Below are 24,370 nucleotides of genomic sequence, written 5' to 3' on the forward strand. Positions count from 1 at the left end.
CGCAACGCGCGCCTTTGAAACTGGCTGTCATGAGTAAATCCCTGCACATCACCCTGATCACTGAAACCTATGCACCCGAAATCAACGGCGTGGCCAATACGCTGAGCCGGTTGTGCGATGGCCTGCGGCTGCGCGGGCATCGGGTCGAGGTGATTCGACCGCGACAGAGCGACGATGAGCTGCGCGCAGCCGGGGATGATCTGATGCTATGCCGCGGCTGGCCGATTCCGGGGTATCCGGGGTTGCAGTGGGGGCAGTCTTCCATGCACAAGCTGTTGCGCCGCTGGCAGCGCAACCGACCGGATGTGCTGTATATCGCCACTGAGGGGCCGTTGGGTTTGTCAGCGTTACGCGCAGCACGGCGTTTACGTATCGCGATTGTCAGCGGCTTTCATACCAACTTCCAACAGTACACGCGCCAATACGGGCTAGGGTTCATCACTCGCTTGCTTACCTCGTACCTGCGCTGGTTTCACAACCGCTCAAACTCGACGCTGGTGCCGAGTGTCAGCCAGAAGACCGAGCTTGAAAGGCGCGGCTTCGAGAGGCTGGAGTTGCTGTCGCGCGGGGTGGATTGCCAGCTGTTTCATCCTTCCAGACGCTCAGGCTTTCTGCGTGAGGCGTGGGGACTGGACCCGGGCGATACTGCCGTTCTGCATGTAGGGCGACTCGCGCCGGAGAAAAACCTGGGGTTGCTCAAGAAGACTTTCGACAGCCTGGTCAGCGCCTATCCCGAAAAAAACCTGCGCTTGGTGATCGTTGGCGATGGCCCGGTAAAAAGCACTTTGCAACAGCAGTTGCCCGAGGCGATCTTCTGCGGCACCCAGCGGGGCGAGGCCTTGGCAGCGCATTACGCTTCGGGCGATCTGTTTCTGTTTCCGAGTCTGACTGAAACGTTCGGCAACGTCGTGCTGGAGGCGCTGGCATCAGGGCTGGGAGTCGTGGCGTACGACGAAGCCGCGGCCGCGCAGCATATACGCCACGGGCATAACGGCGCGGTGGCCATGCCTGGCGATGAGGAGGGCTTCATAGACGCTACGCGCTGGATGCTCGAAGACGACGAAACCCTGCGACGGGTGCGTTTGAATGCGCGTCAGCACGCCAGCCGCCAGGGCTGGGCGGGGATTATCGATGCGTTCGAGTGTCATCTGCGCGCCGCCAGCGACACGCGAGAAGGGGTCGTTCTGGGGATGTAGCATAACCCTGGGGTAAACATCGTACCGGTGGGAGGGAGCTTGCTCGCGAAAGCGTAGCGTCAGTCACCTCGTGGTAACTGATCTGCCGCATTCGCGAGCTAGCTCCCTCCCACAGCGCGTTCATTCAGCCAAAAACAGGGTATTTTTTATCCAGAGCGCAACGCCCGAAAGCGCTCCGATTGTCTTACTCCAGCTTACCCAATGCATCGCGACTGAACGGCAGGATGTCTTCTTCGCGACCGTCTCGCACTTTCACCGCCCAATCCGGGTCGACCAGCAGCGCGCGACCCACCGCCACCAGGTCGAACTCGTCATCGCCTAGACGCTTGAGCAGGTTTTCAAGGCTTGCCGGCTGCGCGACCTTGTCGGTGTTGACCATGAACTGCAGGAACTCGCCGTCCAGACCCACACTGCCAACAGTGATCGTCGGTTTGCCAGTGAGCTTGCGTGTCCAGCCCGCCAGATTGAGATCGGAACCTTCAAACTCCGGCTCCCAGAAACGACGCGTCGAGCAATGGAAGATATCCACGCCGGCTTCGGACAGCGGTTTGAGGAAGGCTCCCAACTCCTCCGGGGTCTGTACCAGTCGAGCGGTGTAATCCTGCTGCTTCCACTGGGAGTAACGGAAGATGATCGGATAGTCGGGACCGACCGCCGCACGCACTGCCTGAATCAATTCAATTGCAAAACGCGAACGCTGAGCCAGATCGCCGCCGTATTCGTCAGTGCGCTGGTTGGTGCCTTCCCAGAAGAACTGGTCGACGATGTAGCCGTGGGCGCCGTGGATCTCAACGCCATCCATACCGATTTCCTTCGCATCCCTGGCCGCTTGGGCGAAGGCTGCGATGACTTCGGCAATGTCCTGTTTACTCATGCCGTGCACGACAACGTTGCCGTCCTTGAGCTTTTCAGTCGGGCCGTAGGCCGGAACAGTGCCGTCGGGCTCTGTGCCCAACCGGCGCACAGCACCCACATGCCAGAGCTGCGGGACGATCTTGCCGCCTGCCGCGTGAACCGCATCGACCACCTTCTTCCAGCCTGCCAGCGCCGCCTCGCCGAAGAACTGCGGAACATTCGGATAGCCGTTGGAAGCCTTGTGGCCGACAGTGGTGCCTTCGGTGATGATCAGGCCCACGCCGGCAGCTGCGCGGCGGCGGTAGTACTCGATGACCTTGGAATTGGGTACGCCGCCCGGCGAGAAGGAACGGGTCATCGGCGCCATCACCACACGCGTCGGCAATTCCAGGCTGCCCATGTGGAAGGGTTTGAACAAGGCTTTGACTGGCATGCAAGCGTCCTCGGCAGCGGAAAATATTATGAAGGTCATACAGAATGAGCTGAACAACAGCCTATGCACAGCACTATTGATTGGAGTGATTAAGGTTTAGAAGAGAACCACGATCAAAGAATGCGAGCATTGCGCCCGCCGAGGTCTGGCTTCTGTAACAGTCCGGTTTGCCGGCGGTGGCAGCCTCGAAAACGCGACCGCCGGAATGCCGGAGTGTGCCACAGGAAATCAGCGACAGCTGTTCAGTGCAGCGCTTTCTCGATAGCCTGGATCACTGAAGGATCGTCCGGCGTAGTGCGCGGCGAGAAGCGCGCCAGAACGCGGCCGTCCTGACCGACGAGAAACTTTTCGAAATTCCAGGTGATGTCTCCCGGAAACTCGGCACCTTCACCTGCCAGCATCTGATACAGCCGATGCCGATGCGGACCGTTCACTTCAAGCTTGTCGCCCAAGGGGAAGGTCACGCCATAGTTCAGCGAGCAGAATTCCTGGATCTCTTCCTGAGTGCCAGGTTCCTGTCCGGCGAACTGATTGCACGGCAAGCCCAGCACGCTGAAACCGCGGTCTTTGTACTTCTGGTACAGGTTTTCAAGCGCTGCATACTGCGGTGTAAGCCCGCACTTGGAGGCCACGTTGACCACCAGGACCACTTTGCCCTTCAACGGCGCGAGAGGCAGTTCCTGGCCATCCAGAGCTTTTAATTTCAGGTCGTGAAATATACTCATGACGAACTCCCCTGCTCACCAAACAAAAAACCATCGACCGAAAAAGGCGCCCTGTCAGGCCGCGAAAACAAACCGTTTTTCGCAGAGCCCGCGAGGACGCCTGGCCAGCTAATTGAGCTTAGCAGGACAAATCAGTGGTGATGACCACCTTCGCCATGGACGTGACCATGGGCCATTTCTTCGTCGCTGGCATCACGAATCGCAACGATTTTGACTTGGAAATTCAGGCGCTGACCGGCCAGTGGGTGGTTGCCGTCGACCGTAACGTCGTCGCCGTCCAGATCACGGATGGTAACGATCTGCATCTGGCCATCGGGAGCGGAAGCGTGGAACTGCATGCCGACTTCCAGTTCGTCGACACCTTCGAACATGCTGCGGTTCAGGGTGCTGACCAGTTCGGCCGAATATTCGCCATAGGCGTCTTCAGGCTCGATGGAGACTTTCAGTTCGTCGCCGATGTCCTTGCCTTCCAGTGCCTTTTCCAGACCCGGAATGATGTTACCTGCGCCTTGCAGGTAAACCAGCGGCGCGCCGCCGGCAGAACTGTCGATGACCTCACCAGCGTCGTTGGTCAGGGTATAGTCGATGGAGACAGCCTTGTTGGCGGCGATCGGCATGGGGCAAGACCTTTTGCAAATAGAGATATGAGCGAACAAGTCTAACCAAGCACTCGCGCGAAAGCGAACGCAACTCAGACGGACGGCCCCGATTGCACGACCCCACTTTGCCTGGAAGCGACACCACGATTACCGGCTTTCGCCAGGACCAGGACGGGCACTGGATTGCCGAGCTGGCTTGCGGGCACACCCAGCACCTGCGCCATCAGCCGCCGTGGCAGTCACGGGCCTGGGTGCTGGATGCCAGCCAGCGACAGCAAAAAATAGGTCAATCCTTTCGCTGTGGCTGGTGTGCGCAAGCGGCAGATAACGATAACCTTGTGCCCCATTGAGACGCTGCGACTGAACAGCGTCCTGTTGTATCCGGTCCATCACGGCCCTTGCACTGCTCATTTTCGAGAAGCCCGCATGCAGACTTTTTTTATCGCGCCCACAGACTTCGGTGTGGGTTTGACGTCCATCAGCCTCGGGCTGGTGCGTACCCTGGAGCGCGCCGGACTCAAAGTCGGCTTTTTCAAACCTATCGCTCAGCCTCATCCCGGCGACCTGGGTCCCGAGCGCTCGACCGAACTGGTCGCCCGGACCCACGGCCTCAAACCGCCCAAACCGCTCGGCCTGGCCCACGTCGAGCGCATGCTCGGCGAAGGCCAGCTCGATGAACTGCTCGAAGAAATCATCAACCTGTATCAGCAAGCTTCGGTCGGTCGCGATGTGTTGATCGTCGAAGGCATGGTCCCGACCCGCAGCGCCAGCTATGCCGCTCGCGTCAACCTGCACATGGCCAAGGCACTGGATGCGGAAGTGATTCTGGTCTCCGCACCAGAGAACGAGGTACTGACCGAGCTGTCCGGCCGCGTCGAGTTGCAGGCGCAGATGTTCGGTGGCCCAAAAGACCCGAAAGTGCTCGGTGTGATCCTGAACAAGGTGCGCACCGACGAAAGCATGGAAGCCTTCTCGGCGCGCCTGAAAGAACACTCGCCGTTATTGCGCAGCGGTGACTTCCGTCTGCTGGGCTGCATTCCGTTTCAGGCTGACCTGAACGCTCCGCGCACTCGTGACGTGGCCGATCTGCTGGGTGCTCAGGTGATCAACGCCGGTGACTATGAACAGCGGCGTATGTCGAAAATCATCATCTGCGCACGAACGGTGCTCAATACCCTGCAACTGCTCAAACCGGGCGTGCTGGTGGTGACGCCGGGCGACCGCGACGACATCATTCTTGCCGTGAGTCTGGCGACTCTCAATGGCGTGCCGCTGGCCGGCCTGTTGCTGACCAGCGACACCCTGCCGGACCCGCGCATTATGGACCTGTGCCGAGGTGCGTTGCAGGCGGGGCTGCCGGTGTTGTCGGTGAGTACCGGCTCGTATGACACGGCCAATCAGCTCAATCAGTTGAATAAGGAAATCCCGATCGACGACCGCGAGCGCGCGGAAATCATCACCGATTTCGTCGCCAGTCATCTGGACGCCAACTGGCTGCATCAGCGCTGTGGCACACCCCGGGAGATGCGCCTGTCACCCGCCGTTTTTCGTTATCAGCTGATTCAACGCGCTCAGGCTGCGAACAAGCGGATTGTCTTGCCGGAAGGCGCAGAACCGTTGACCGTGCAGGCCGCGGCCATCTGTCAGGCTCGAGGCATCGCACGTTGCGTGTTGCTGGCCAAGCCCGAAGACGTTCAGGCGGTTGCCCGCGCACAAGGCATCGAGCTGCCGCCCGGGCTGGAAGTCCTCGATCCTGAGGTGATCCGCGAGCGTTATGTGGCCCCGATGGTGGATCTGCGCAAGAACAAGGCCCTCAACGCGCCGATGGCCGAACAGCAACTGGAAGACCCGGTGGTGATCGGCACCATGATGCTGGCCCTCGACGAGGTCGACGGGCTGGTGTCCGGAGTGATTCACTCCACCGCCAATACCATTCGTCCTGCGTTGCAACTGATCAAGACCGCGCCGGGCTGCACATTGGTGTCGTCGGTGTTCTTCATGCTGTTCCCCGAGCAGGTGCTGGTGTACGGCGACTGCATCATGAACCCGCACCCAACTGCGCAGGAACTGGCGGAAATCGCCGTGCAGAGTGCTGACTCCGCCGTAGCGTTCGGCTTGTCGCCGCGCGTGGCAATGATCAGCTATTCCAGCGGCAACTCGGCCAGTGGCGAGGAAGTGGAAAAGGTTCGCGAGGCCACGCAACTGGCTCGGGAGACCCAGCGCAATCTGCTGATCGACGGCCCGCTGCAATACGACGCCGCCGCCAACGAGAACGTCGCCCGGCAACTGGCGCCAGACAGCCCTGTAGCCGGGCGCGCCAACGTGTTCGTGTTCCCCGACCTGAACACCGGCAACACGACCTACAAGGCTGTGCAGCGCAGTGCGGACTGCGTGAGTCTCGGCCCGATGCTGCAAGGTCTGCGCAAGCCGGTGAACGACCTGCCGCGCGGTGCTCAGGTCGACGACATCGTCTACACCATCGCCCTGACCGCGATTCAGGCGGCGACACTGCCGCAATAAAATTCGGTCTGAAACATCGTCCACTCACAATAACGCCGCCGGGAACCCACCGGCGGCTGTCTCACCCTCGGAGTTCGATCCCCCATGGATTTCCTGCCCGCCCCTTTGCGCGGCGTCATCGCCTCGCTGCTGTTGGCGCTCAACACGATTGTTTGCTGCACGCCGTTGTTCATCGTCGCGATCTTCAAGCTGTGCCTGCCCTTCCCTGCCGCGCAGAAAGTGACCGACTGGCTGATGAGCCACATTCACGAGGCCTGGATCAGCAACAACAATGCCTGGATGAACCTGCTGGGTCACACCCGCTGGCACTTGAGCGGACTGGAAGGTCTGGACTACCAGCACTCGTACCTGGTGACCAGCAATCATCAGAGCTGGGTCGACATCATGGTGCTGCAATACGTACTCAACCGCCGCATTCGCCCGCTCAAGTTTTTCCTCAAGCAGGAGTTGATCTGGGTGCCGGTGATCGGTCTGGCGTGGTGGGCGTTGGGCTTCCCGTTCATGAAGCGTTACAGCAAAGCCTATCTGGCCAAATATCCGGAAAAGAAAGGCAAGGATCTGGAAACCACCCGTCGCACCTGCGCGAAGTTTCGCAAAAACCCGGTAGGGATTTTCAACTTCGTCGAAGGCACGCGCTTTACCAAAGGCAAACACGCCCAGCAGAACTCGCCGTTCCGCTACCTGCTCAAGCCCAAGGCCGGGGGCATTGCGTTCGTGCTGGACGCCATGGGTGAGCAACTGGAATCCATCGTCAACGTGACCATTCATTACCCCGCCGGTCAGCCAGGTTACTGGGACCTGCTGTGCGGCAATGTTCGCGAAGTGGTCGCGCATTTCGAAGAAGTGCGGATTCCGCCGCAGTTCATCGGCAAGAGTTATGACCAGGACGACGCTTACCGCCTGGAATTCCAGCAGTGGATCAACCGGCTGTGGGAAGAGAAGGATGCGTTGTTAGGGCAGATGCATGAGCGGTATCCACGTGCCTGATCGCAACGATCTGTAGCAGTTCGGCTTGCCGGCGGAGGCGCTTTTGCGGATGTCACCGGGGCATCGGTGGGTAAGGCGAGATTTTGATCTGACGCCAAGCCACCCTCACTCGGAGTCAATCTGTGCCCGGGCTGGAATACTTCCCGTGGGAGGGAGCTTGCTCGCGAATGCAGGGTGTCAGCCAACGAATTTGGCTTTGACACACCGTCTTCGCGAGCAAGCTCCCTCCCACAGGTCATCATGGCTCGTGGCATCGGTGTCCGATCTGATAGCAGCGAAGTCCTGGGGTTGTTATTGGTTAACTCATGACTGAAGAAATGCGATACCTGAGGCAAGAAATTCACTGAAGAAACGCGATATCTGTAGGAGACGCCGGAGGTCACGACGGCAGCGATAGCGGTGGGTCAGTATAGATGCATCTACTGGCAGACCCCATCGCTGCCGTCGTGACCTCCGGCGTCTCCCACAGGTTATGCGTTATATCGAGATTTGCCGTGCACTCAGGTCAGGACGCCAAGAGACGACGCTGACGGCGCCAGCGAGCCGTGCTGCTACAGGTCCGGTGCACTTCCTTCTCCTTAAAACAAAAACCCCGGCACGAAGACCGGGGTTTTTGGTGTCAGGCGATCAGCTTATTGCTGCTGATACTGCTGACCAGGAATCGGCTTGAGGTTGACCTCGACACGACGGTTCTGAGCGCGGCCGTTGACATCGGCGTTGCTGGCAATCGGCGAGTCGGGACCGGCCCCACGTACCGACAGGTGAGAGGCATCAACACCCTGAGACGTCAGATATGTCGCCACGCTCTGTGCGCGCTGTTGCGACAGATCCATGTTGTGCTGACGGCTGCCGGTGCTGTCGGTATAACCGACGATCTCGATCACGTTCTGGTTGTATTGCTTCAGCGAACCGGCCAGGTTGTTCAGCGGCGAGTAGAAACTGCTGGCAATCGCAGACGAGTCGGTGGCGAAGGTAATGTTGCCCGGCATCACCAGCTTGATGGTGTCGCCCTGACGCTGAACTTCAACACCGGTGTTAGCCATGCTGGCGCGCAGCGCGGCTTCCTGCTTGTCTGCGTAGTAACCGTAACCTGCGGCGCCTGCACCCACGACAGCGGCACCGATCAGCGCGCCCTTGCCACGGTTGTTGTGGTCGATGGCGGCACCGGCAACGGCACCGGCCAGCGCACCCAGACCACCATATTTGGCGGTCTTGCTCATGCCGCCGGAATTCTGTGCCTGCCCCTGATTGTCATAAGGATTCTGTGATGCGCAGCCAGAAAGCACAGCAAGTGCGGTGGCGGCGATGATCAAACTGCGAAAGGTGAACATCAAGGAGAGCTCCTGTTTTGCTTTTCTGTGGCGCGTCGGAAAAAGACCGGGCCATGTGCGCGATTAGAGCACGACACCCGTCAAAAATTCCTTAACCCCACCTGAACAGTCTTATGCCCTGACGAAAGGGTTTTCACGCATCTCGTCGCCCAATCGAGTGTCCGGGCCGTGGCCCGTTACGACGGTGGCGTCTTCATCCAGGGTGTACAGCCGGTCCTTGATCGACCGCACGATGGTTGCCTGATCGCCACCCCACAGATCCGTGCGCCCGACCCCACGCTTGAACAACGTGTCGCCCGCGATCAGCAATTTCGCGTCCTCGAACCAGAAAGACATCGAACCCGGCGTATGCCCGGGCGTATGCAGCGCAACCCCACAACCACAGGCCAACTCTTCATCATCCGCCAACCAATGATCCGGCGAAGGCACCGGCACGTACGGCACGCGAAATACCTGACATTGGGTCTCGAGGTTGTCCCACAGGAACTGATCCTCTTTATGCAGATGCAATGTCGCCCCGGTTTTCTCCTTCAACTGCCCCGACGCCAGAAAATGATCCAGATGCGCGTGGGTGTGAATGATGCTCACCACCCTCAAACCGTGGGCTTCAAGCCTGGCCAGGATCAACTCGTGATTGCCCCCCGGATCGACCACGATGGCCTGCCGGGTGACTGGGTCGCCGATGATCGTGCAGTTGCACTGCAAAGGGCCGACGGGGAAGGTTTCGCGGATGAGGGTGGGCTTTGGGGTTTGCATAGAGATCAGAACCTTAAGGTTTTCATGTCCGGGCGCGCCCGGCAGAGGGTTGCAACAAGATTCCCGCGAAACCCAACTTGATTCAACTGACACTCCCGAATATTGGCGGTTCACACCAAAACCATACTCACCATCACCACCCCCAGCAGCCCGACATAGACGCGCGCATGCAACTGATCGGGGATGCGCCCGACCCAGCGCGCCGCCAGGCGCATGCCGAACAATGCGCCTAAAGTCAGCGCGGCAAACGCGGCGAGGTTCACAAAGCCGATGTAGCCGGTGCCGAGGGCTGGGGCGTCCATCACGCCGGACAGCATGTAGGTGAACGTACCGACCAGTGCTACGGGCAGGCTGAGCGGGTTGGCCATGGAGGTCGCCTGGTTCATGCTCAATCCGCAGCGACGCAGCAGCGGGACAGTCATGACGCTGCCGCCAACGCCGAGAAAAGTCGCAATGGCGCCGATCAATACGCCGCCCGGCCCGGTTGCCCAGCGGCCCAAAAGCCGAGGCTCGCCTTCAACGGTGCGTGACACAAACCCTCGCCGACACAGGCAGTCCACGATGGTGATCGCCAGATAAACGATGAATGCCACTCGCAACGCCTCGCCACTGACAAGCCCCGCGGCCAGCGCGCCCACCAACGAGCCGATGGCGATGAAACCCGCCAGCGGCCATAACCAGGTCTTGAGCAATGTACCGGCCCGGGCAGATCGGCGCGTGCTGAGCGATGCATTGACGATCATCACGCAAGTCGAGGTGGCGACCGCGACGTGCATCGCCGCCTGCTCGGCGAGCGAGCCGCCCGCGCCGCTGATCAATACCCCATACAGAACCGGTACGACCACAAAGCCGCCACCAAAACCGAACAGCACTGTGGTGGTTCCCGAAAGACCACCAAACAGCGCCAGTAATAAATACGTCATCGAGGGCTGCCTCAGAACAAGATGCTTAAACGATAGGAAATTGCCTCTCGACGCGCTTGAGGGTTCTGGCCAATCATGTTTGCGTTTCAGCCAACTCTTGAAGCGGCCCAAGATGCGCAATATCTCCATCGATGCTCTCGACAGCACGCCTCGTCCGGTCATCGCCATCGGCAATGATTACCCGAATGGCTATCTGTTGCGTCGGCATCGTCACCGCCGCGCACAGTTGCTGTACGGCTCAACCGGGGTGATGAAGGTCTCTACGACGCAAGGCGACTGGGTGGTGCCGCCACAGCAGGCGGTATGGATTGCACCGCGTATCGAACATGAAGTGCTGATGCTCGGGGTCAGCACCCGCAGCCTGTATATCGAGCCCTCTGCCGCGCCGCTTTCAAGGTCGACGTGTGAGGTCATCGGCGTCTCGCCGCTGCTGCGTCAGCTGCTGATCGAGGCGGTGGAAATGCCGCTGACTTATGCCGAGCAAGGCCGCGATGGCGTGCTGATGACGCTGGCATTGCTGGAAATCGGCCAGGCGCGTGAATTGCCCTTGCAGATTCCACTGCCAGAAAAACCGCGATTGCTGGCGCGCTGCCAGGCATTTCTGCAAAACCCTGACATTCATCAATCGCCGCAAGCGTGGGCCCGAGACCTGTTTGTCAGCGAGCGTTCTTTCAGCCGTCTGTTTCGTGAGCAGACGCAGATGAGTTTCGGCCAGTGGCGACAACGCGCGTGTGTGGTGCTGGCGTTGTCGCGGTTGTCATCCGGGCATTCCATCACTCGGATTGCGCTGGACCTTGGCTACGAAAGCCCGGCGGCTTTTTCGACCATGTTTCGCAGGCTGATCGGCTGCTCTCCCAGTCACTATTCCATTGCGCCAACAAGCGACAACGGGCAGTGAAAAGTTGAACTAACGGGGGCAGATCCTCAGTCGGACCGAAGACTCCAGACGTATCGCCGCAGTGAGCTATCCTTCAAATCGTTACACAAGCCGTTTTATTTTTTGCGTCTATCTTGCTGCCTGTTTCACCACCTCGCGCTAAGCCCTGTTTAGTCGAAAAAAAGCAAAAAAAGCGCTATTAAGGGGCACACTTTTCGTTCATATATTTTTCAAAAAACCGCTCATATACTGGCACTGCGCGACCATCGTATGTGTGGCGTTCGAGACGATAAGAAGTCGACTCGATGCCCCTCGCAAGGCAGCCCAGACCCAAAGCGTAAAGAGCAGGCTCCATGCTAAGAAAAATCGCGGTCTCCGATCTGGCACTGGGCATGTACATCCACGAGTTCTGCCGTCCGCGTCTGCACGATCCATTCTGGACCCAGCACGTCGAACGCGAGTTGCGCGACCAAGAGGTGCTGCGCCGCATTCAGGAATCGACCCGCGAGGTCTGGATCGACACTCGACGCGGCAAATGCCCGGACGAGCGAACCCCCATATTGGCCATCGCCGCGACCAGCGTGCGTGAAACCGATACCTCCCCCACAAGCATGGAGAAGGAGCTTGCCCGCGCGAAACTCATCTGCGGTCGCGCGAAAGCGGCGGTCATGACCATGTTCAGCGATGCCCGCATGGGGCGCTCGATGAACACCAAGGACGTCGATCTGCTGGTGGAAGAAATCTCCACCTCAATCATGCGTCACCCTCATGCGCTCATCAGCCTGTCGCGCCTGAAAACGTCCGACGAATACACCTACATGCACTCGGTGGCGGTGTGTGCGCTGATGGTAGCGCTGGCGCGGCAGATGGAACTGGACGAAGAACAGGTACGCGAGGCGGGGGTCGCCGGATTGATGCACGACGTCGGCAAGATGAGGATTGCTCCCGCCATCCTCAATAAGCCCGACCGTTTGACGTTCGAAGAATACGAAGCCATGAAGCACCACCCGCAGGCGGGACTTGAGATTCTTCAGGGCAGCCAGCAGGTCACTGAAGCGGTCATGGATGTCTGTCTGCACCATCACGAAAAGGTCGACGGAAGCGGTTATCCCTACGGGCTCAAAGGTGAGGAAATCAGCGTCTTCGCCAAAATGGGCGCGATCTGCGATGTGTATGACGCCGTGACGTCCGACCGGCCGTACAAAAAGGGCTGGGATGCTGCCAAATCCATCCGTGAGATGGCCGCCTGGAAAGGCCACTTCGACGAAACGATCTTTCAGCATTTCGTGAAAACCGTCGGCATCTACCCGGTGGGTGCCTTGGTACGTCTTAAAAGCGAACGCTTGGGCGTGGTCATCGAACAGGGCGAAAAATCCCTGTTGCACCCGAAGGTCAAAGTCTTCCTCTCGACACGCACCCGGGTCTCGTTCGAGCCTGAAGTCATCAACCTTGCCCATTGCGATGAGCAGGACGCGATCGTCAGATTCGAGTTGGCCGAGGATTGGGGCGTGCGCAATATCGACAAGATGTGGGCAGGCGAAACAAGCTTGTAGAAAACCGGCTTTCTTGCCAGCTCAATGCCCTACCCCAATAACCCCAACTCCTGCGCCCGGGCAACCGCCTGGGTCCTGCGTTCGACGCCGAGCTTACTGTTGATATGGCTGGCGTGGGTCTTGACCGTGTGCAGAGAAATAAACAGCCGGTCGCTGATTTCCTGATTGGAACAACCCTGGGCGATGAGTTGCAGCACCCCCAGTTCGCGGGCGCTGAGCGAGTCGTTGCCGTGGCAGGCCGAAGGCTCATTGACGTCGCGGGCGCAGGGCAAGTCTTTGCCGGTGCTCGGCGGCAGTTGATTGAGCAGGTATTCCACCAGCCTGCAGGTGGGCCGCTTGAGCAGTTGTTCGCGCAGCCAGTCAGGATGGTTGCGAATGACCCCGAGCAAGGGCAAGACAGCACCGCCGGTTGCAGCTTGAAAACACCGATCAAGCAAGTTCTGTGCAGATGTGCGATCCGAGCTGTCGAGCGCCAACAGGATGTGTTGGCTCATCGCGTTCAGCCCCAGCAACCCGGCACCGATCTGCTGCGCGTATGCCGCAAGCTGCGTCAGGCGCTGAGCGCTATCGTCGGGGCGACCCTGAATCTTGTCGAGCATCGCCCGCAGCAACTCGATGTGTTGAGGCATCTGTGGCAAGCATTCGGGCGCCGCCGCAGGATGATCGCCGCCGTAGGTCTGACCCAGGCGCAGCAGCCAGGCATCGGCAAGATCAATGCGCCCCTGCGCCAGCCACAGTTCGCATTTGGCGAGGGTGATCATCGCCAGGTAATAGACGGGGGGTACGTCCCAGATATGCATAAGCCGCTCGGCTTCGGCCAGTTCGGCGAACGCTTCGGCAAAGCGCCCCTCCCTGCCCTCGAGCCCGGCAATCACGCAATGGCCGATCAGCACGCTGATATCGCGGCATGCGCGAGCTTCGGCCAGACCGGCGTTCAACCGCGCACGCCCGGCGTCGGGTTGCAGGCACTGAACGAGCAGATAGCCCTCGTACAAGGTCAGCCGCGCGCGCACCGCATACAGGCGCTGAGACGACAACCCGTTCAAGCGGCGCAACCCCTGTCGCACCTCATCCAGAGAGCGCAAGGCTTCACCCCGCGCCTGCAAGGTGCGGGCGCGATCGTAGTGCGCGAGGGCTTCGAACAGGGGATTGGCGACCCGTTGTGCCAACTCCAGCGCTTCTCGATTCAAGGCCCGGGCGCGCCACAGATCACCTTCGGCAATCGCCAGATTGGCCAGCGTCGAGAGGCACAACAGCCGCTGCCCGTAACGCTTTTGCGGAAGGCTGGCCAACGCCTCACTGCAATAGCGGTGAGCGGTTTCACTGTCGCCGCGGCCGCGGGCGATGATGCCGCTGAGGGCCAGCCACTGCGCCAGCATGGACTTCTGCGCCGTCGCCGATGGCGCTGGCAGGAAGCGGCTAAGGTGATTACCGAGTTCTTCTGCGGCATCCAGTTGGCATGCAAGCCCCAGCGCCCAGGCGTACAGGACGATCAAGCGCGGCGTGCTGATCAGCAGGCTGTCGGGCAGGTCCATTTTCCAGCGCAGCAGCATGCCGACATTCTGCTCGGCCAGCAGCTGTTCTTCGGAAAGGTTCTGCACCAGATTGGCAGCGACATCCAGATGGCCTGCGCGCAATGCCTGTTCGATCGCTTCGTCAAGCAACCCCTGCTCACTGAACCAGCGACAGGCATTGAGGTGCAGTCTTCTTTGCTGCGGCGCGACGCTGTTTCCGGCACGCGCACGCAACAGATCGGAGAATAAATGGTGATAGCGAAACCAGCGCCCGTGCTCGTCCAGCGGCACCAGAAACACTTGATGGGCCTGAAGGAAACTCAGCATTTCAGCGCTGTCGTGACTGTCGCGGGCTGCATTGCATAACGAGCTGCAGAAGCGTTCCAGGCACGCGGTTTCATAAAGGAAGGCTTGAACGTCGGCGGGCAGGCAATCGATCACCTCTTCGAGAAGGTAATCGCGGATCAACCCTTCGCCGCCGTTGAGTTCCTGGGTGAGCGTGTTGCTCCCTGCCTCGTTGGCCGCCAGCAGCCAGAAACGCAAACCGGCGACCCAGCCCTCGCTGCGCTGCAATAAATTGTGCAGCGCAGTGTCGGTGAGCGAGTTGCTGTGCTGGTCCAGCACCGCCATGGATTCGTCGTCGGTCAGCCGGAGGTCCTGTTCGGACAGCTCCAACAACTGCCGAGACAGACGCAAACGCGCCAGATGCCAGTCGGGTCGCTGGCGGCTGGTGACCATGACGATCATGCCCGCAGGCAGGTGATTGAGCAGAAATTGCAGGCAGCGATCAAGAACCGGGCCCTGCACAAGGTGATAGTCGTCGAGCACCAATAACAGCGGCTTGCTCAGCATCAGGTGCATCGCCAACTCATCGAGCAGGCTGTCGAGCCATTCTTCGAAGGCAAATGGCTGGTGACGCTGGCGCATTTTCAGCAGGCCAAGGGCTTGACCGCCGAGTTGGGGGAAGAACTGTTGCAGGCCGGACAAAAGCCGTTCAAGGAAACGCCCGGGATCGCTGTCGCGCTGACTCAGGCCAAGCCACAGATTCTGCCACTGATCGGGCAGGCTCTGGCAGAACTCCACCGCCAGCGAACTCTTGCCGAACCCTGCCGGCGCACTGACCAGCAACAGACGGCCTGACAAACCGGCACTCAGCCGCTCGCACAGCCGGGGTCTGGGCACATAACCTTCAGGCAGTGGTGGGCGGAAGAAACGTCCTTCCAACGCAGTGACTGCGTGATTTGCGAATCCTTGCAAACGCGACAGATCAGTCATGGCCGGCTCTTGTTAGAAGTGCTTGTTATTCGGCGTTCAGATGTCGGGAGACTAGCGGCTATGTCAGCGCTTTTGAAGAATGTTCGACGAAAGACTGTAAGAAAACATATCCCATCAACAGGGCGAATGTTGCTTCATATGTTTTTGGAGAGGGAGAGATCGAACGGCATGAACCGTTTCGAGAGACGAACACCTGGAGCAGCCCGGCTTGCCGGCGGCGTCGATCTTGAAAACGCCACGGCCGGCAAGCCGGACTGCCAAGGGCGTCAAAAACTGGGACCGTTCAAAAAACACCCCGACGAATCGGGGTGTGTTCTTCTTGCGGCTATGGGGTTCAACCATAGGGTAAAGCGGCGGAGGACAACGGTGCGCTGTAGCTGTGATCAACGGTGCACGGCTCTCCGCCAATTCGGTCAGACGATCAGCGCACTCCTTCCTGACGCAGTGCGTTCGGCTGGAAGTCGCTGGTGGAGGCGGTGAAGCCGAAGTCGTAGGCGCGTTTCTCTTCGTTCTTCATGCCCAGCGCCAGATAGCGGCCGGACTGCAGGTCGTACAAGGTTTCCACCGCGTACCACGGCACCTGTTTGTCGTAGTAGTTCTCGGCATGGGCTTCGGCTACACGCCACAGTTGACCACGACCGTCGTAATGGTCGATGACCGCGGCTTGCCAGGTGTCTTCGTCGATGAAGAAGTCACGCTTGGCGTAGATGTGGCGCTGGCCTTCCTTCAGGGTGGCAGTCACGTGCCATACACGACGCAGCTCGTAGCGCGCCAGGTCCTGGTTGATGTGGCCGGGGCGAACGATGTCGGCGTATTTGAGTTTCGGATCGTCGAGCTTGTAGCTGTCGGACGCGATGTACATCTCTTGCTTGCCAATCAATTTCCAGTCGTAGCGATCAGGCGCGCCGTTGTACATGTCCAGGTTGTCGGAGGTACGCAGGCCGTCGGCGGCTGTACCCGGGCCGTCATAGGACACTTGCGGCGCACGACGCACACGACGTTGACCGGCGTTGTAGACCCATGCCGCGCGAGGTTCTTTCACCTGATCTAGGGTCTCGTGAACCAGCAGTACCGAACCTGCCAGACGTGCTGGCGCGGTCACCTCCTGCTTGAAGTAGAACAGGATGTTACCCGGATTCTGCGGGTTGAAATCCTTCATCTTGTCGCGGAAGACGAACTGGTCTTCGAAATACACAGGGCTGAATGAGCCGTTGGTTTGCGGCGTCACCTGCACCACCAGACGTTTCACGCTGCCGCCGCGATAGCGGGTGATGTGGTTCCAGATCACCTCAAGACCGTCTTTTGGAATCGGGAACGGCACGGCGGTTTCGAAGTTTTCCAGACCGTTACCACCGCCCACCAGTTTGGTGTTGGTGGCGTTTTTCTTGATGGCGGCAAACACATCGGCAGGCACGGTAGCGCCACGGTGCGATGGGTAGACCGGCATCTTGAAGGTGTCCGGGTAACGCTTGAACATCGCGTATTGGCCCGGTGCCAAGTTGTTTTTGTACTGCTCGACGTTCTGCGCGGTGATGGTGAACAGCGGTTTTTCGCTGGCGTACGGGTTGGCCAGAAAGCCCTTGTCGTCCACGGCGCCAGCGTTGGTCGCCATCGGCGTCCAGGCAGGAATGGTGTTGGCGGCGTTGCCGGCCTTCTCCGCGCCCATTGGCGTCAGGGTGGTGCCCAGCTTGGCGGCGTCATCGGCAGAGACGGCGGCCATCACCCCGGTAGCGAGCAATGACAGGCCCAGTACTCCGACGTGCAAAAGACCCTTGGTGATTTTCATGTTCATGGTCATTCCTTAGAAGTTCATACCGAAGCTGAGCGCCACGAAGTCGCGGTCATCCACTGTGGTGTACTTGCCGTCGAAGAAGTTGGTGTAGGAGAGGTTGGCGGTGTAGGTGTTCTGATATTCCGCTTCCACACCCAGACTCACGGCCTTGCGACCTTCTTCGAAGTTGCCACCAGGACCTGGTGAGTAACCATCGACGTCATGAGACCAGGCCACACTTGGCTTAAGGTTCACACCGGCGAACACGTTGTTGTAGTCCCAGATGGCGCGAGCGCGGTAGCCCCAGGAATCGGTGGTGGTGAAACCGTCGTTTTCGCAGTACCGGCTGAGGTTGTTGAGCGGCGCGCCGGCCAGGGTGCTGGCATTGAGCGTGGTGCACTGTCCGTTCGGCAGAGGACCTGGGCCGTAGCTCGGGTCACGGCCGTAACGCAGTTTGGAAGTACTTTCCAGGCCACCGACGTGAGTCCAGCCCACCTCGCCCACCACGGTCAGACGTTCGGCACCCATCACCTGATCGAAGAAGTGGGTGAAGGTGGTCTGCGCCTGACTGATTTCTTTGCGGCGATAGCCTTTCTGATCCGCGCCCGGAGCGCCCTGCAGCAAGGCAACGCTCGGGTTCAGAGGCGTCAGACCGGAATACAGAATGTCGGTGGTGTTCAACTGAACAGGTGCGTTCGGGCGGTAGCTCAGCTCGCCGCTCCACGCGGTACCGGTAGGCAGCGTGGTGGAGAAGCTCAGGCCGAACAGGTGAATGTCCTCCGGGTATTCAACGTAGTAGCTGGAGTTGGCAGCGACGACGACTGGAAGGAGGGTTGGCGCAAGACTGGTCGCGACACCCAGAGGTACGCCCCTGCCCACCAGACCACCGACCAGGCCGGCAGCACTGTATGCGCTGGCCGGGCCGCCTTTGCCACTGAAAATCGGCAGACGGCTGTGATAGTTCATGTAATAGGCGCCGAACTCAGTGTCCAGAGGTTCGAAGTTGTAGTGCATCGCCACGCCGTACTGGCCGCTGTCGCGGGCATCACGATCCGGGCCACGGGCAACGATTGCGCCTTCGTCAGGGTTGCCGAAGTTCACACCGCGAGCCGCCAGCGTTGCCTGCACCGGACCACGCAACGCCGCCGGCAGCGCCGCGTTCAGGCTGTTTTGAGTACGCAGTACCGCCAGGTTGTTCTTGCAACCATCGGCGATCACGTCCGGCTGCGAGAAGAACGTACCGCAGTTGTCGACAACGGTCTGATCCCATTCGAGCTGATAGAAGCCTTCTGCCGAGAGGTTTTCGGTGATGCTCTGGGACAGGTAGAACATGTTGACCGGAATCAGGCCTTCCTTGATTTCCGAGCCAGGACGACGGAATGCCGATACGTCGATCGGGTTGATGCTGTTGATGCCGCCGCCGATGAAAGTACTCTCACCCCAGTTGACCACTTGCTTGCCCAGACGCACCGAACCCGGCTCATCGGCAATGGAGTAATTGTGATAGACGAACGCGTCGAGCAGCTGGAAGCCCGAGGACTTGGCGCCTTCCTTGCGGCCCGAGTCGCTGATGTCCTTGAACTCGCGGCCTTCATCCTTGAGTTCAAAGTCATACCAGTACTTGCCCCGCAGAAACACACCGGTGTCGCCGTACTTCAGTTCCAGATCGTGAATGCCCTTGAAGATCTTCGAAAAGGTTTCCCCACTTTTGAAGTTCAGGTGGCCGTCATCGGAAGTTTGCGAAAGCCCGTGTCCACCGTTGTTCGAACCGATCAGGTTCTTGTTGGCGTTCTCGGTCGACCAACTGGCGCCTATGGAGAGCGACGAGTCGAAATTACCTTCGATTTCACCGATGTTGAAACTAACGCCGAATGCAGGACCGGCGAGCGAGGAAGCGAGACCGACGGCCAGAGGCAGTTTTGCCCGGCGCCAGAACAGGTTTGCTGATGTCATCGACGCTACTCCATGTGCTTTTATTTTTATGGCAGTGGGTGCTTCCAGAAACGACTCAGGTGGACTGATCCGCAGTGCCTGGGTGTCAACGCGTGTCGGGCAGCCCATGTAAAGCTGCTAAGCGAAACGGCGTTTTTCTCCGGTTCCAACCTACTGCCGACTATAGCCAGCAGGTGCTACTGCTTGATCCCTCTAAAGTGTGATTTACAGCGTCAAAGCCTCTGGCACGCCGATTTCGGCGCACCGGCCGGCGCGGCAGAGGGAGGATGGCTGAATTTCAGGATTTGGCAAGGCAGACGCCGGGGGAGACGCCTCGCGGCACATTGCCATGACCGAAATCAGGGCAATGTGCGCGAAAAAAGATCAATCAGAGGGTCGAGAGAAACGCGCTGTTAGTGCTCTGCCATTCGATGATGTCCAGGCGGATTCGCTTCTTGTCGAGCTTGCCGACGCTGGTCTTGGGAATTTCGGTAACAAGGGCGATCTGGCTCGGAATCGCCCACTTGTTAATGTGCCCCTGTTCCACGAATGGCTTGAGATGTTCCTTCAACGCCTTGGCGTCGATGACATGCCCTTCGTGCGCCACCAGCAACGCGAACGGCCGCTCGCCCCATTGTGGATCGGCGATACCGACTACCGCCACTTCACGCACACCGGGATGACGACTGCACAGATCTTCAAGCTCCAGCGACGACACCCACTCGCCGCCGGTCTTGATCACGTCCTTGATGCGGTCGCGAATGTCGATGCCGCCCATGCTGTCGAGAGTCGCTACATCGCCGGTGTGCAGCCAGCCGCCAGCCCAAAGCTCAGCGCCCTTCTCCGGCTCGCGGTAATAGCCTTCGGTCAACCATGGCGCGCGCAATACCAGCTCGCCCTGGGTTTCGCCATCGGACGGCAGGAAATTGCCTTCGGCATCGACGATCGCTGCTTCAACCAGCACACCTGGCGCACCGGCCTTGATCCGGTACGTGGTGCGCTCGTCTTCGCTGCCCGCCATCAACTCATCATTGAGGTGCGCAACAGAAACCAACGGGCCAGTCTCGGACATGCCGTAGGCAGCGGTCAGTTGAATGCCCTTGGCCTTGGCGGCGTCGTACAGCGAACGGTTGAGCGAGCTGCCGCCAATGATGATGTTCCAGCCGGTAAAATCGACGTCCTTGGCGGCCTTGGCGTTGAGCACCATTTGCATGATGGTCGGCACGCAGTGAGAGAAGTTGACCTTCTCCTTGCGCCACAGCTCGACCAGCAATTCAGGGTCGTAACGGCCGGGATAGACCTGCTTCACGCCGAGCATGGTCGCGGCATACGGAACGCCCCATGCATGCACGTGGAACATCGGGGTAATCGGCATGTAAACCTTGTCGGTGCCGAGCAGACCCTCGACACTGCCCATGATCGTCGCCACCGCCATGGTGTGCAGCACCAACTGGCGATGGGTGAAATACACGCCTTTGGGATTGCCGGTGGTGCCCGTGGTGTAGAAGGTGGTGGCCACCGAGTTTTCGTCGAAATCCTCGAACGTGTACTGAGGGCTCGCCGCTGCCAGAAGAGTTTCGTACTCGCCGACCAGATTCGGCAGGTCAGCGGATTTGTCTGCCGTATCGGTGATCAGGATGGTCTTCTCGACTGTGGTCAGCTTGCTTTCGAAGCACTTGTAGAGGGCCATGAACTCACTGTTGACCAGCACGAACTTGTCTTCGGCGTGGTTCATGGTGAACAGGATCTGATCCGGCGACAGACGCACGTTGATGGTGTGAATCACCGCGCCGATCATGGGAATCGCAAACATGCACTCAAGATAACGATGGCTGTCCCAATCCATGACAGCCACGGTATCGCCCGCCCTCACCCCCGCTTCGGTCAGCACATTCGCAAGGCGGCAGATCCGCTCGTTGAGTGTCAGATACGAATAGCGTGATTGGTCCCGGTAAACGATTTCCCGTGTTTTTTCATAGCGGCTGCCCGACATCAGCAAGCGTTTGATCAACAGAGGGTACTGGTACGCGCCATCAGCTGGCGGAATCACGCGTGTCTGCAGCATAGGAATCCCTTTTCAAGATGCATGTGCGGTGCTGAAAATATGCACTCTAGAGCCTTCACTCGCCACCCAAATCAGCCAAAGGGATGATTCGAATGACGAGTGACCATGCAGGCATTGCGCCATTTGACAGGGCAAAACGGTCCTACGCAGGCTGTGCGACGTGGTTTTCGGCGGGGGTTCGAGGAAAGATCAGCGCTGCGGCGAAAGTCAGCGCTGCGAAGCCGGCGAGGATCACATACAGTCCGGTCAACCCTTGACGAGGCTCGACGAAGGCAATCAGCGGAATCGCCGTGGCACTTGCGCCAAAGGAAAGGAAGTAGCGCAGCGCAAATACCCGGGACTGCCATTGGGGGGCGACGAAGTTGGCGACCATCGCGTCATTGACTGTTACCTGACCGAACACCACGAACATGAAACCCGCGCCCAGTAACACCACCGGCCAACTGTCGGTATAAGCCAGCCCGAACAGAAACGGCGCCTGGCAGACGGTGAGAATCACGAACGGCCATTTAAGGCTGAAGCGGTCGAGGAAACGGCCGATGGTCAACTGCGCCACCGCGCCAAAGGCGTAGGCCAGGCTGACGATAAGGCCCAATGTCTGCGGCGAAGCGAACAGGTCATGCAGACGATCCTGAAACAGCTTCGGATAGGTCATGGTCGTTGCGTTGAACACCACGCCGCCAGTGGCCGTGGCAATGGCCAGAACGCTGAATACCATGACCATGGAAATCCGCTGACCGGTCCGGCCTTTCGGCGCTGTATGGGCCCGCATCGGAATCGGTTCGTCCTTGACCTGCAAAGCGAACATCAGGCCGATCAGGATCGATATGCAACCCGGCAGGATGAACGCCGAGCGCCAGCCGAACTGTGCCACCAGAAAACCCGTCAGCAGCGCGGAAAACGCCACACCGAGGTTGCCCCACATGCCGTTGACGCCGATCTCGCGACCGCGATTCTGCGCGTAAGCCACCAGCATGGCGGTGCCGACCGGGTGATAGATGGCGGCGAACACGCCGACCAGGGTCATGCCCACCGCCAGCATGGTGGTGCTGGTGCTCAGGCCGGTGATGATCGACGCGGCGCCAATACCGAAGAAGAACAGCAGCATCATGTGCCGCCGACTCCAGCGATCACCCAGCCAGCCGGCCGGTAGCGAACAGGCTCCGAAAGCAATGAACCCGCCCAGCGACAGGCCGATGAGTTGCGCGTAATCCAGCGCGAACGCCTGGGTCATGCCCAGCACGGCGGCGGGAAAAATCAGCATGAACATGTGATCGATGACGTGAGCGGCGTTGATGAAATGAATCACCGTTCGAGGTGAGTTGGGGCGTATGACTTGACTCATGGCAACGCATCCTGGGCTTGCAGTGATTGTGGATGCTCATGCTAAGTTGGCGACAAATCGTATTTCAGACAACATAGTCATCGAATCCGCCATGTTGATCAGCCTGCTCAGCCACAGCCCGGTTACCGCCCATCCAAGGGACTATCCCGATGGCGCGCATCAGCCGCGTCATGTCCACGCCGAGGCGCAACTGCTGTATGCGGTCAGCGGCGTCATGCGCTTGATTACCGACAGCGGCGCCTGGGTGATTCCCCCGACGCGAGCGGTGTGGATCCCGCCAATGGTCGAACACGAAATTTACATGTCGGGCGAAGTGCTGATGCGCTCGCTGTTCATCGCCGCCGAGCATTGTCCACCCGGCCTGAACAACTGCTGCGTGCTGGCCGTCACGCCATTGCTGCGCGAGTTGATTGTGCGGGCTACGCAAAGCGCTGAGCATGCGGCCAATTCGCTGATCCAGCAGTTGATGCTCGAAGAAGTCGCTGCGCTGGAAAATCTGCCGCTGCACATCCCCATGCCCCGCGACCGGCGCCTGCAAAATATCTGCACGGCACTGCTCAAGACCCCGCATCACGGCAATACGCTGGAAGACTGGGCCCAGGCAGTCGGCGCCAGCTCACGCACGCTGACGCGTCTGTTCAATCAGGAGTTGGGGCTGAGTTTCAATGCCTGGCGTCAGCAGGTGCGGCTGATGGAAGCGCTGCCCAGGCTACTGGCTGGCGAGAGTGTGCAACGGGTGGCGAACGATCTGGGCTATGGCAGCGCACGGGCGTTCAGCGCGATGTTCATCCGTCTTTTGGGCGAAAGCCCCCGGGAATATCTGGGGGCTTTGAAGCAGTTGAGTGAGTTGAAGCGGTGAGGCGTCCGCGTAGTCTGCGCAAATCCAACCGTGGGAGGGATCTTGCTCACGAATACGTCAGAGCAATCGGCACCGCAGTGACTGACTTTCCGTTTTCGCGAGCAAGCTCCCTCCCACAGGATCGTGTGAATCCCGCTCTGGAAGCAATCAGCTCGCCTGCGTAAATGCCAGCTTCACACCCAGCGCCACCAGAACCCCGCCCATGGCGCGATCGAACCAGTGCCCCATGCGGGCAAAACCGGCGCGCACCCGTGGCTGGCTGAACAGGCGCGCGACCAGGCAGAACCAGATGCCCGTTGCCAGCGCCAGATACACCCCATAACCGGCCTGAATCAGCATTGGCGTGTGCGGATTGATCACGACAGTGAACAGAGACAGGAAAAACAGCGTGGCCTTGGGGTTCAGCCCATTGGTGACGAAGCCTGCGGTAAAGGCGCCGCGAGCTGTGCGCTCACCCTTGGCGATGTCCACAGGCGCATCGGTCGCGCTGGCAGGTTTGGCCCGCAGGGCCTTGATGCCGATGTACAGCAGATATGCCGCCGCTGCCCACTTCAATGCGTTGAACAGCACGATGGACTGCGAAACGATCAGACCGATACCGAGCAACGAATAGCCGACGTGCAGGAAAATCGCGGTACCGACGCCCATGGCGGTGTAGGTCCCGGCCTTGCGACCGTGGGTCACGCTTTCACGCACCACCACGGCGAAGTCCGGGCCGGGGCTGGCGACAGCGAGCAGGTGAATCAGGGCAACGGTGAGAAATTCCGTCCAGTACATGGGGGTCTCCGGGGCAGCATTCAGAGCAAAAGGCTCAAACAAGGCGCCTACCTTACGCCTGTGCCTGACACAGCAAA

General features: G+C 59.6%; 19 protein-coding genes. 7 read left to right on the plus strand and 12 right to left on the minus strand.

Features of this window, described 5'->3' with window-relative positions; genetic code table 11:
- The first annotated feature begins 29 nt into the window (after nt 1-29).
- Nucleotides 30-1,196 carry a glycosyltransferase family 1 protein gene (locus BWR59_RS10080; RefSeq protein ID WP_081565490.1) on the plus strand — a complete coding sequence of 389 codons (1,167 nt, stop codon included), beginning with the start codon at nt 30-32 and terminating at the stop codon, nt 1,194-1,196.
- 184 nt (nt 1,197-1,380) lie between these two features.
- Here BWR59_RS10080 and BWR59_RS10085 read toward each other — a convergent pair whose 3' ends face one another.
- The 3 genes from BWR59_RS10085 to BWR59_RS10095 form a co-directional block, all read right to left on the minus strand.
- A complete protein-coding gene (locus BWR59_RS10085) occupies nt 1,381-2,484 on the minus strand; it encodes an NADH:flavin oxidoreductase (RefSeq protein WP_081565491.1) in 1,104 nt (367 codons plus the stop codon).
- Between the two features lie 242 nt (nt 2,485-2,726).
- On the minus strand, nt 2,727-3,209 hold the full coding sequence (locus BWR59_RS10090) for a glutathione peroxidase (RefSeq protein WP_081565492.1): 483 nt from the start codon (nt 3,207-3,209) through the stop codon (nt 2,727-2,729).
- A 131-nt stretch (nt 3,210-3,340) separates the two neighbouring features.
- On the minus strand, nt 3,341-3,826 hold the full coding sequence (locus BWR59_RS10095; RefSeq protein ID WP_081565493.1) for a peptidylprolyl isomerase: 486 nt from the start codon (nt 3,824-3,826) through the stop codon (nt 3,341-3,343).
- Nucleotides 3,827-3,918: 92 nt separating this feature from the next.
- Here BWR59_RS10095 and BWR59_RS10100 point away from each other — a divergent pair, with 92 nt between their 5' ends.
- The 3 genes from BWR59_RS10100 to BWR59_RS10110 all read left to right on the plus strand — a co-directional run bounded on the left by BWR59_RS10100 (nt 3,919) and on the right by BWR59_RS10110 (nt 7,315).
- Nucleotides 3,919-4,158: a DUF3565 domain-containing protein gene (locus BWR59_RS10100; protein WP_081565494.1), complete on the plus strand. Its 240-nt coding sequence runs from the start codon at nt 3,919-3,921 to the stop codon at nt 4,156-4,158.
- 76 nt (nt 4,159-4,234) lie between these two features.
- Nucleotides 4,235-6,328: a phosphate acetyltransferase gene (gene pta, locus BWR59_RS10105; protein ID WP_081565495.1), complete on the plus strand. Its 2,094-nt coding sequence runs from the start codon at nt 4,235-4,237 to the stop codon at nt 6,326-6,328.
- A gap of 84 nt (nt 6,329-6,412) precedes the next feature.
- Nucleotides 6,413-7,315, plus strand: coding sequence for an acyltransferase (locus BWR59_RS10110; RefSeq protein WP_081565496.1), 903 nt, complete (start codon nt 6,413-6,415; stop codon nt 7,313-7,315).
- 632 nt (nt 7,316-7,947) lie between these two features.
- Here the strand turns inward: BWR59_RS10110 and BWR59_RS10115 are convergent.
- The 3 genes from BWR59_RS10115 to BWR59_RS10125 all read right to left on the minus strand — a co-directional run bounded on the left by BWR59_RS10115 (nt 7,948) and on the right by BWR59_RS10125 (nt 10,325).
- Entirely contained in the window at nt 7,948-8,646 is a 699-nt protein-coding gene (locus tag BWR59_RS10115) for an OmpA family protein (protein ID WP_081565497.1), read from the minus strand.
- Nucleotides 8,647-8,757: 111 nt separating this feature from the next.
- Nucleotides 8,758-9,402, minus strand: coding sequence for an MBL fold metallo-hydrolase (locus tag BWR59_RS10120; RefSeq protein ID WP_081565498.1), 645 nt, complete (start codon nt 9,400-9,402; stop codon nt 8,758-8,760).
- A 110-nt stretch (nt 9,403-9,512) separates the two neighbouring features.
- On the minus strand, nt 9,513-10,325 hold the full coding sequence (locus BWR59_RS10125) for a sulfite exporter TauE/SafE family protein (protein WP_081565499.1): 813 nt from the start codon (nt 10,323-10,325) through the stop codon (nt 9,513-9,515).
- A 112-nt stretch (nt 10,326-10,437) separates the two neighbouring features.
- Here BWR59_RS10125 and BWR59_RS10130 point away from each other — a divergent pair, with 112 nt between their 5' ends.
- Both BWR59_RS10130 and BWR59_RS10135 read left to right on the plus strand, forming a co-directional pair.
- Entirely contained in the window at nt 10,438-11,223 is a 786-nt protein-coding gene (locus tag BWR59_RS10130; RefSeq protein ID WP_081565500.1) for a helix-turn-helix transcriptional regulator, read from the plus strand.
- Nucleotides 11,224-11,555: 332 nt separating this feature from the next.
- Nucleotides 11,556-12,755 carry an HD-GYP domain-containing protein gene (locus BWR59_RS10135; RefSeq protein ID WP_081565501.1) on the plus strand — a complete coding sequence of 400 codons (1,200 nt, stop codon included), beginning with the start codon at nt 11,556-11,558 and terminating at the stop codon, nt 12,753-12,755.
- Between the two features lie 29 nt (nt 12,756-12,784).
- Here the strand turns inward: BWR59_RS10135 and BWR59_RS10140 are convergent, their stop codons facing one another.
- The 5 genes from BWR59_RS10140 to BWR59_RS10155 form a co-directional block, all read right to left on the minus strand.
- Nucleotides 12,785-15,544 (minus strand): LuxR C-terminal-related transcriptional regulator, encoded by a 2,760-nt coding sequence (locus BWR59_RS10140; protein ID WP_081565502.1) that lies wholly within the window; start codon nt 15,542-15,544, stop codon nt 12,785-12,787.
- 421 nt (nt 15,545-15,965) lie between these two features.
- Nucleotides 15,966-17,330 (minus strand): DUF1329 domain-containing protein, encoded by a 1,365-nt coding sequence (locus BWR59_RS31935; protein ID WP_168184476.1) that lies wholly within the window; start codon nt 17,328-17,330, stop codon nt 15,966-15,968.
- A gap of 15 nt (nt 17,331-17,345) precedes the next feature.
- Nucleotides 17,346-19,268, minus strand: a complete 1,923-nt coding sequence (locus BWR59_RS31940; RefSeq protein WP_143490807.1) for a DUF1302 domain-containing protein — start codon at nt 19,266-19,268, stop codon at nt 17,346-17,348.
- A 367-nt stretch (nt 19,269-19,635) separates the two neighbouring features.
- Nucleotides 19,636-21,312 carry a fatty acid--CoA ligase gene (locus tag BWR59_RS10150; protein ID WP_081565503.1) on the minus strand — a complete coding sequence of 559 codons (1,677 nt, stop codon included), beginning with the start codon at nt 21,310-21,312 and terminating at the stop codon, nt 19,636-19,638.
- A 142-nt stretch (nt 21,313-21,454) separates the two neighbouring features.
- Nucleotides 21,455-22,657, minus strand: coding sequence for an MFS transporter (locus tag BWR59_RS10155; protein WP_081565504.1), 1,203 nt, complete (start codon nt 22,655-22,657; stop codon nt 21,455-21,457).
- A gap of 91 nt (nt 22,658-22,748) precedes the next feature.
- Between BWR59_RS10155 and BWR59_RS10160 the strand changes: the two genes are divergently transcribed.
- Nucleotides 22,749-23,516: a helix-turn-helix transcriptional regulator gene (locus tag BWR59_RS10160; RefSeq protein ID WP_081565505.1), complete on the plus strand. Its 768-nt coding sequence runs from the start codon at nt 22,749-22,751 to the stop codon at nt 23,514-23,516.
- Between the two features lie 147 nt (nt 23,517-23,663).
- Here BWR59_RS10160 and BWR59_RS10165 read toward each other — a convergent pair whose 3' ends face one another.
- Entirely contained in the window at nt 23,664-24,293 is a 630-nt protein-coding gene (locus BWR59_RS10165; protein WP_081565506.1) for a LysE family transporter, read from the minus strand.
- Nucleotides 24,294-24,370 lie beyond the last annotated feature (77 nt).

Origin of the sequence: Pseudomonas sp. Bc-h, assembly GCF_002080045.1 — a bacterium.
Taxonomy (GTDB): Bacteria; Pseudomonadota; Gammaproteobacteria; order Pseudomonadales; family Pseudomonadaceae; genus Aquipseudomonas.

What these genes read in the sequence shown, in the direction of transcription:
- BWR59_RS10090 (WP_081565492.1), bottom strand. Translation starts at nt 3,209, where the DNA reads ATGAGTATATTTCACGACCTGAAATTAAAAGCTCTGGATGGCCAGGAA.
- BWR59_RS10120 (WP_081565498.1), bottom strand. Translation starts at nt 9,402, where the DNA reads ATGCAAACCCCAAAGCCCACCCTCATCCGCGAAACCTTCCCCGTCGGC.
- BWR59_RS31935 (WP_168184476.1), bottom strand. Translation starts at nt 17,330, where the DNA reads ATGAAAATCACCAAGGGTCTTTTGCACGTCGGAGTACTGGGCCTGTCA.
- BWR59_RS10135 (WP_081565501.1), top strand. Translation starts at nt 11,556, where the DNA reads ATGCTAAGAAAAATCGCGGTCTCCGATCTGGCACTGGGCATGTACATC.
- BWR59_RS10095 (WP_081565493.1), bottom strand. Translation starts at nt 3,826, where the DNA reads ATGCCGATCGCCGCCAACAAGGCTGTCTCCATCGACTATACCCTGACC.
- BWR59_RS10085 (WP_081565491.1), bottom strand. Translation starts at nt 2,484, where the DNA reads ATGCCAGTCAAAGCCTTGTTCAAACCCTTCCACATGGGCAGCCTGGAA.
- BWR59_RS10110 (WP_081565496.1), top strand. Translation starts at nt 6,413, where the DNA reads ATGGATTTCCTGCCCGCCCCTTTGCGCGGCGTCATCGCCTCGCTGCTG.
- BWR59_RS31940 (WP_143490807.1), bottom strand. Translation starts at nt 19,268, where the DNA reads ATGACATCAGCAAACCTGTTCTGGCGCCGGGCAAAACTGCCTCTGGCC.
- BWR59_RS10150 (WP_081565503.1), bottom strand. Translation starts at nt 21,312, where the DNA reads ATGCTGCAGACACGCGTGATTCCGCCAGCTGATGGCGCGTACCAGTAC.
- BWR59_RS10155 (WP_081565504.1), bottom strand. Translation starts at nt 22,657, where the DNA reads ATGAGTCAAGTCATACGCCCCAACTCACCTCGAACGGTGATTCATTTC.
- BWR59_RS10080 (WP_081565490.1), top strand. Translation starts at nt 30, where the DNA reads ATGAGTAAATCCCTGCACATCACCCTGATCACTGAAACCTATGCACCC.
- BWR59_RS10125 (WP_081565499.1), bottom strand. Translation starts at nt 10,325, where the DNA reads ATGACGTATTTATTACTGGCGCTGTTTGGTGGTCTTTCGGGAACCACC.
- BWR59_RS10130 (WP_081565500.1), top strand. Translation starts at nt 10,438, where the DNA reads ATGCGCAATATCTCCATCGATGCTCTCGACAGCACGCCTCGTCCGGTC.
- pta (WP_081565495.1), top strand. Translation starts at nt 4,235, where the DNA reads ATGCAGACTTTTTTTATCGCGCCCACAGACTTCGGTGTGGGTTTGACG.
- BWR59_RS10160 (WP_081565505.1), top strand. Translation starts at nt 22,749, where the DNA reads ATGTTGATCAGCCTGCTCAGCCACAGCCCGGTTACCGCCCATCCAAGG.
- BWR59_RS10165 (WP_081565506.1), bottom strand. Translation starts at nt 24,293, where the DNA reads ATGTACTGGACGGAATTTCTCACCGTTGCCCTGATTCACCTGCTCGCT.
- BWR59_RS10115 (WP_081565497.1), bottom strand. Translation starts at nt 8,646, where the DNA reads ATGTTCACCTTTCGCAGTTTGATCATCGCCGCCACCGCACTTGCTGTG.
- BWR59_RS10140 (WP_081565502.1), bottom strand. Translation starts at nt 15,544, where the DNA reads ATGACTGATCTGTCGCGTTTGCAAGGATTCGCAAATCACGCAGTCACT.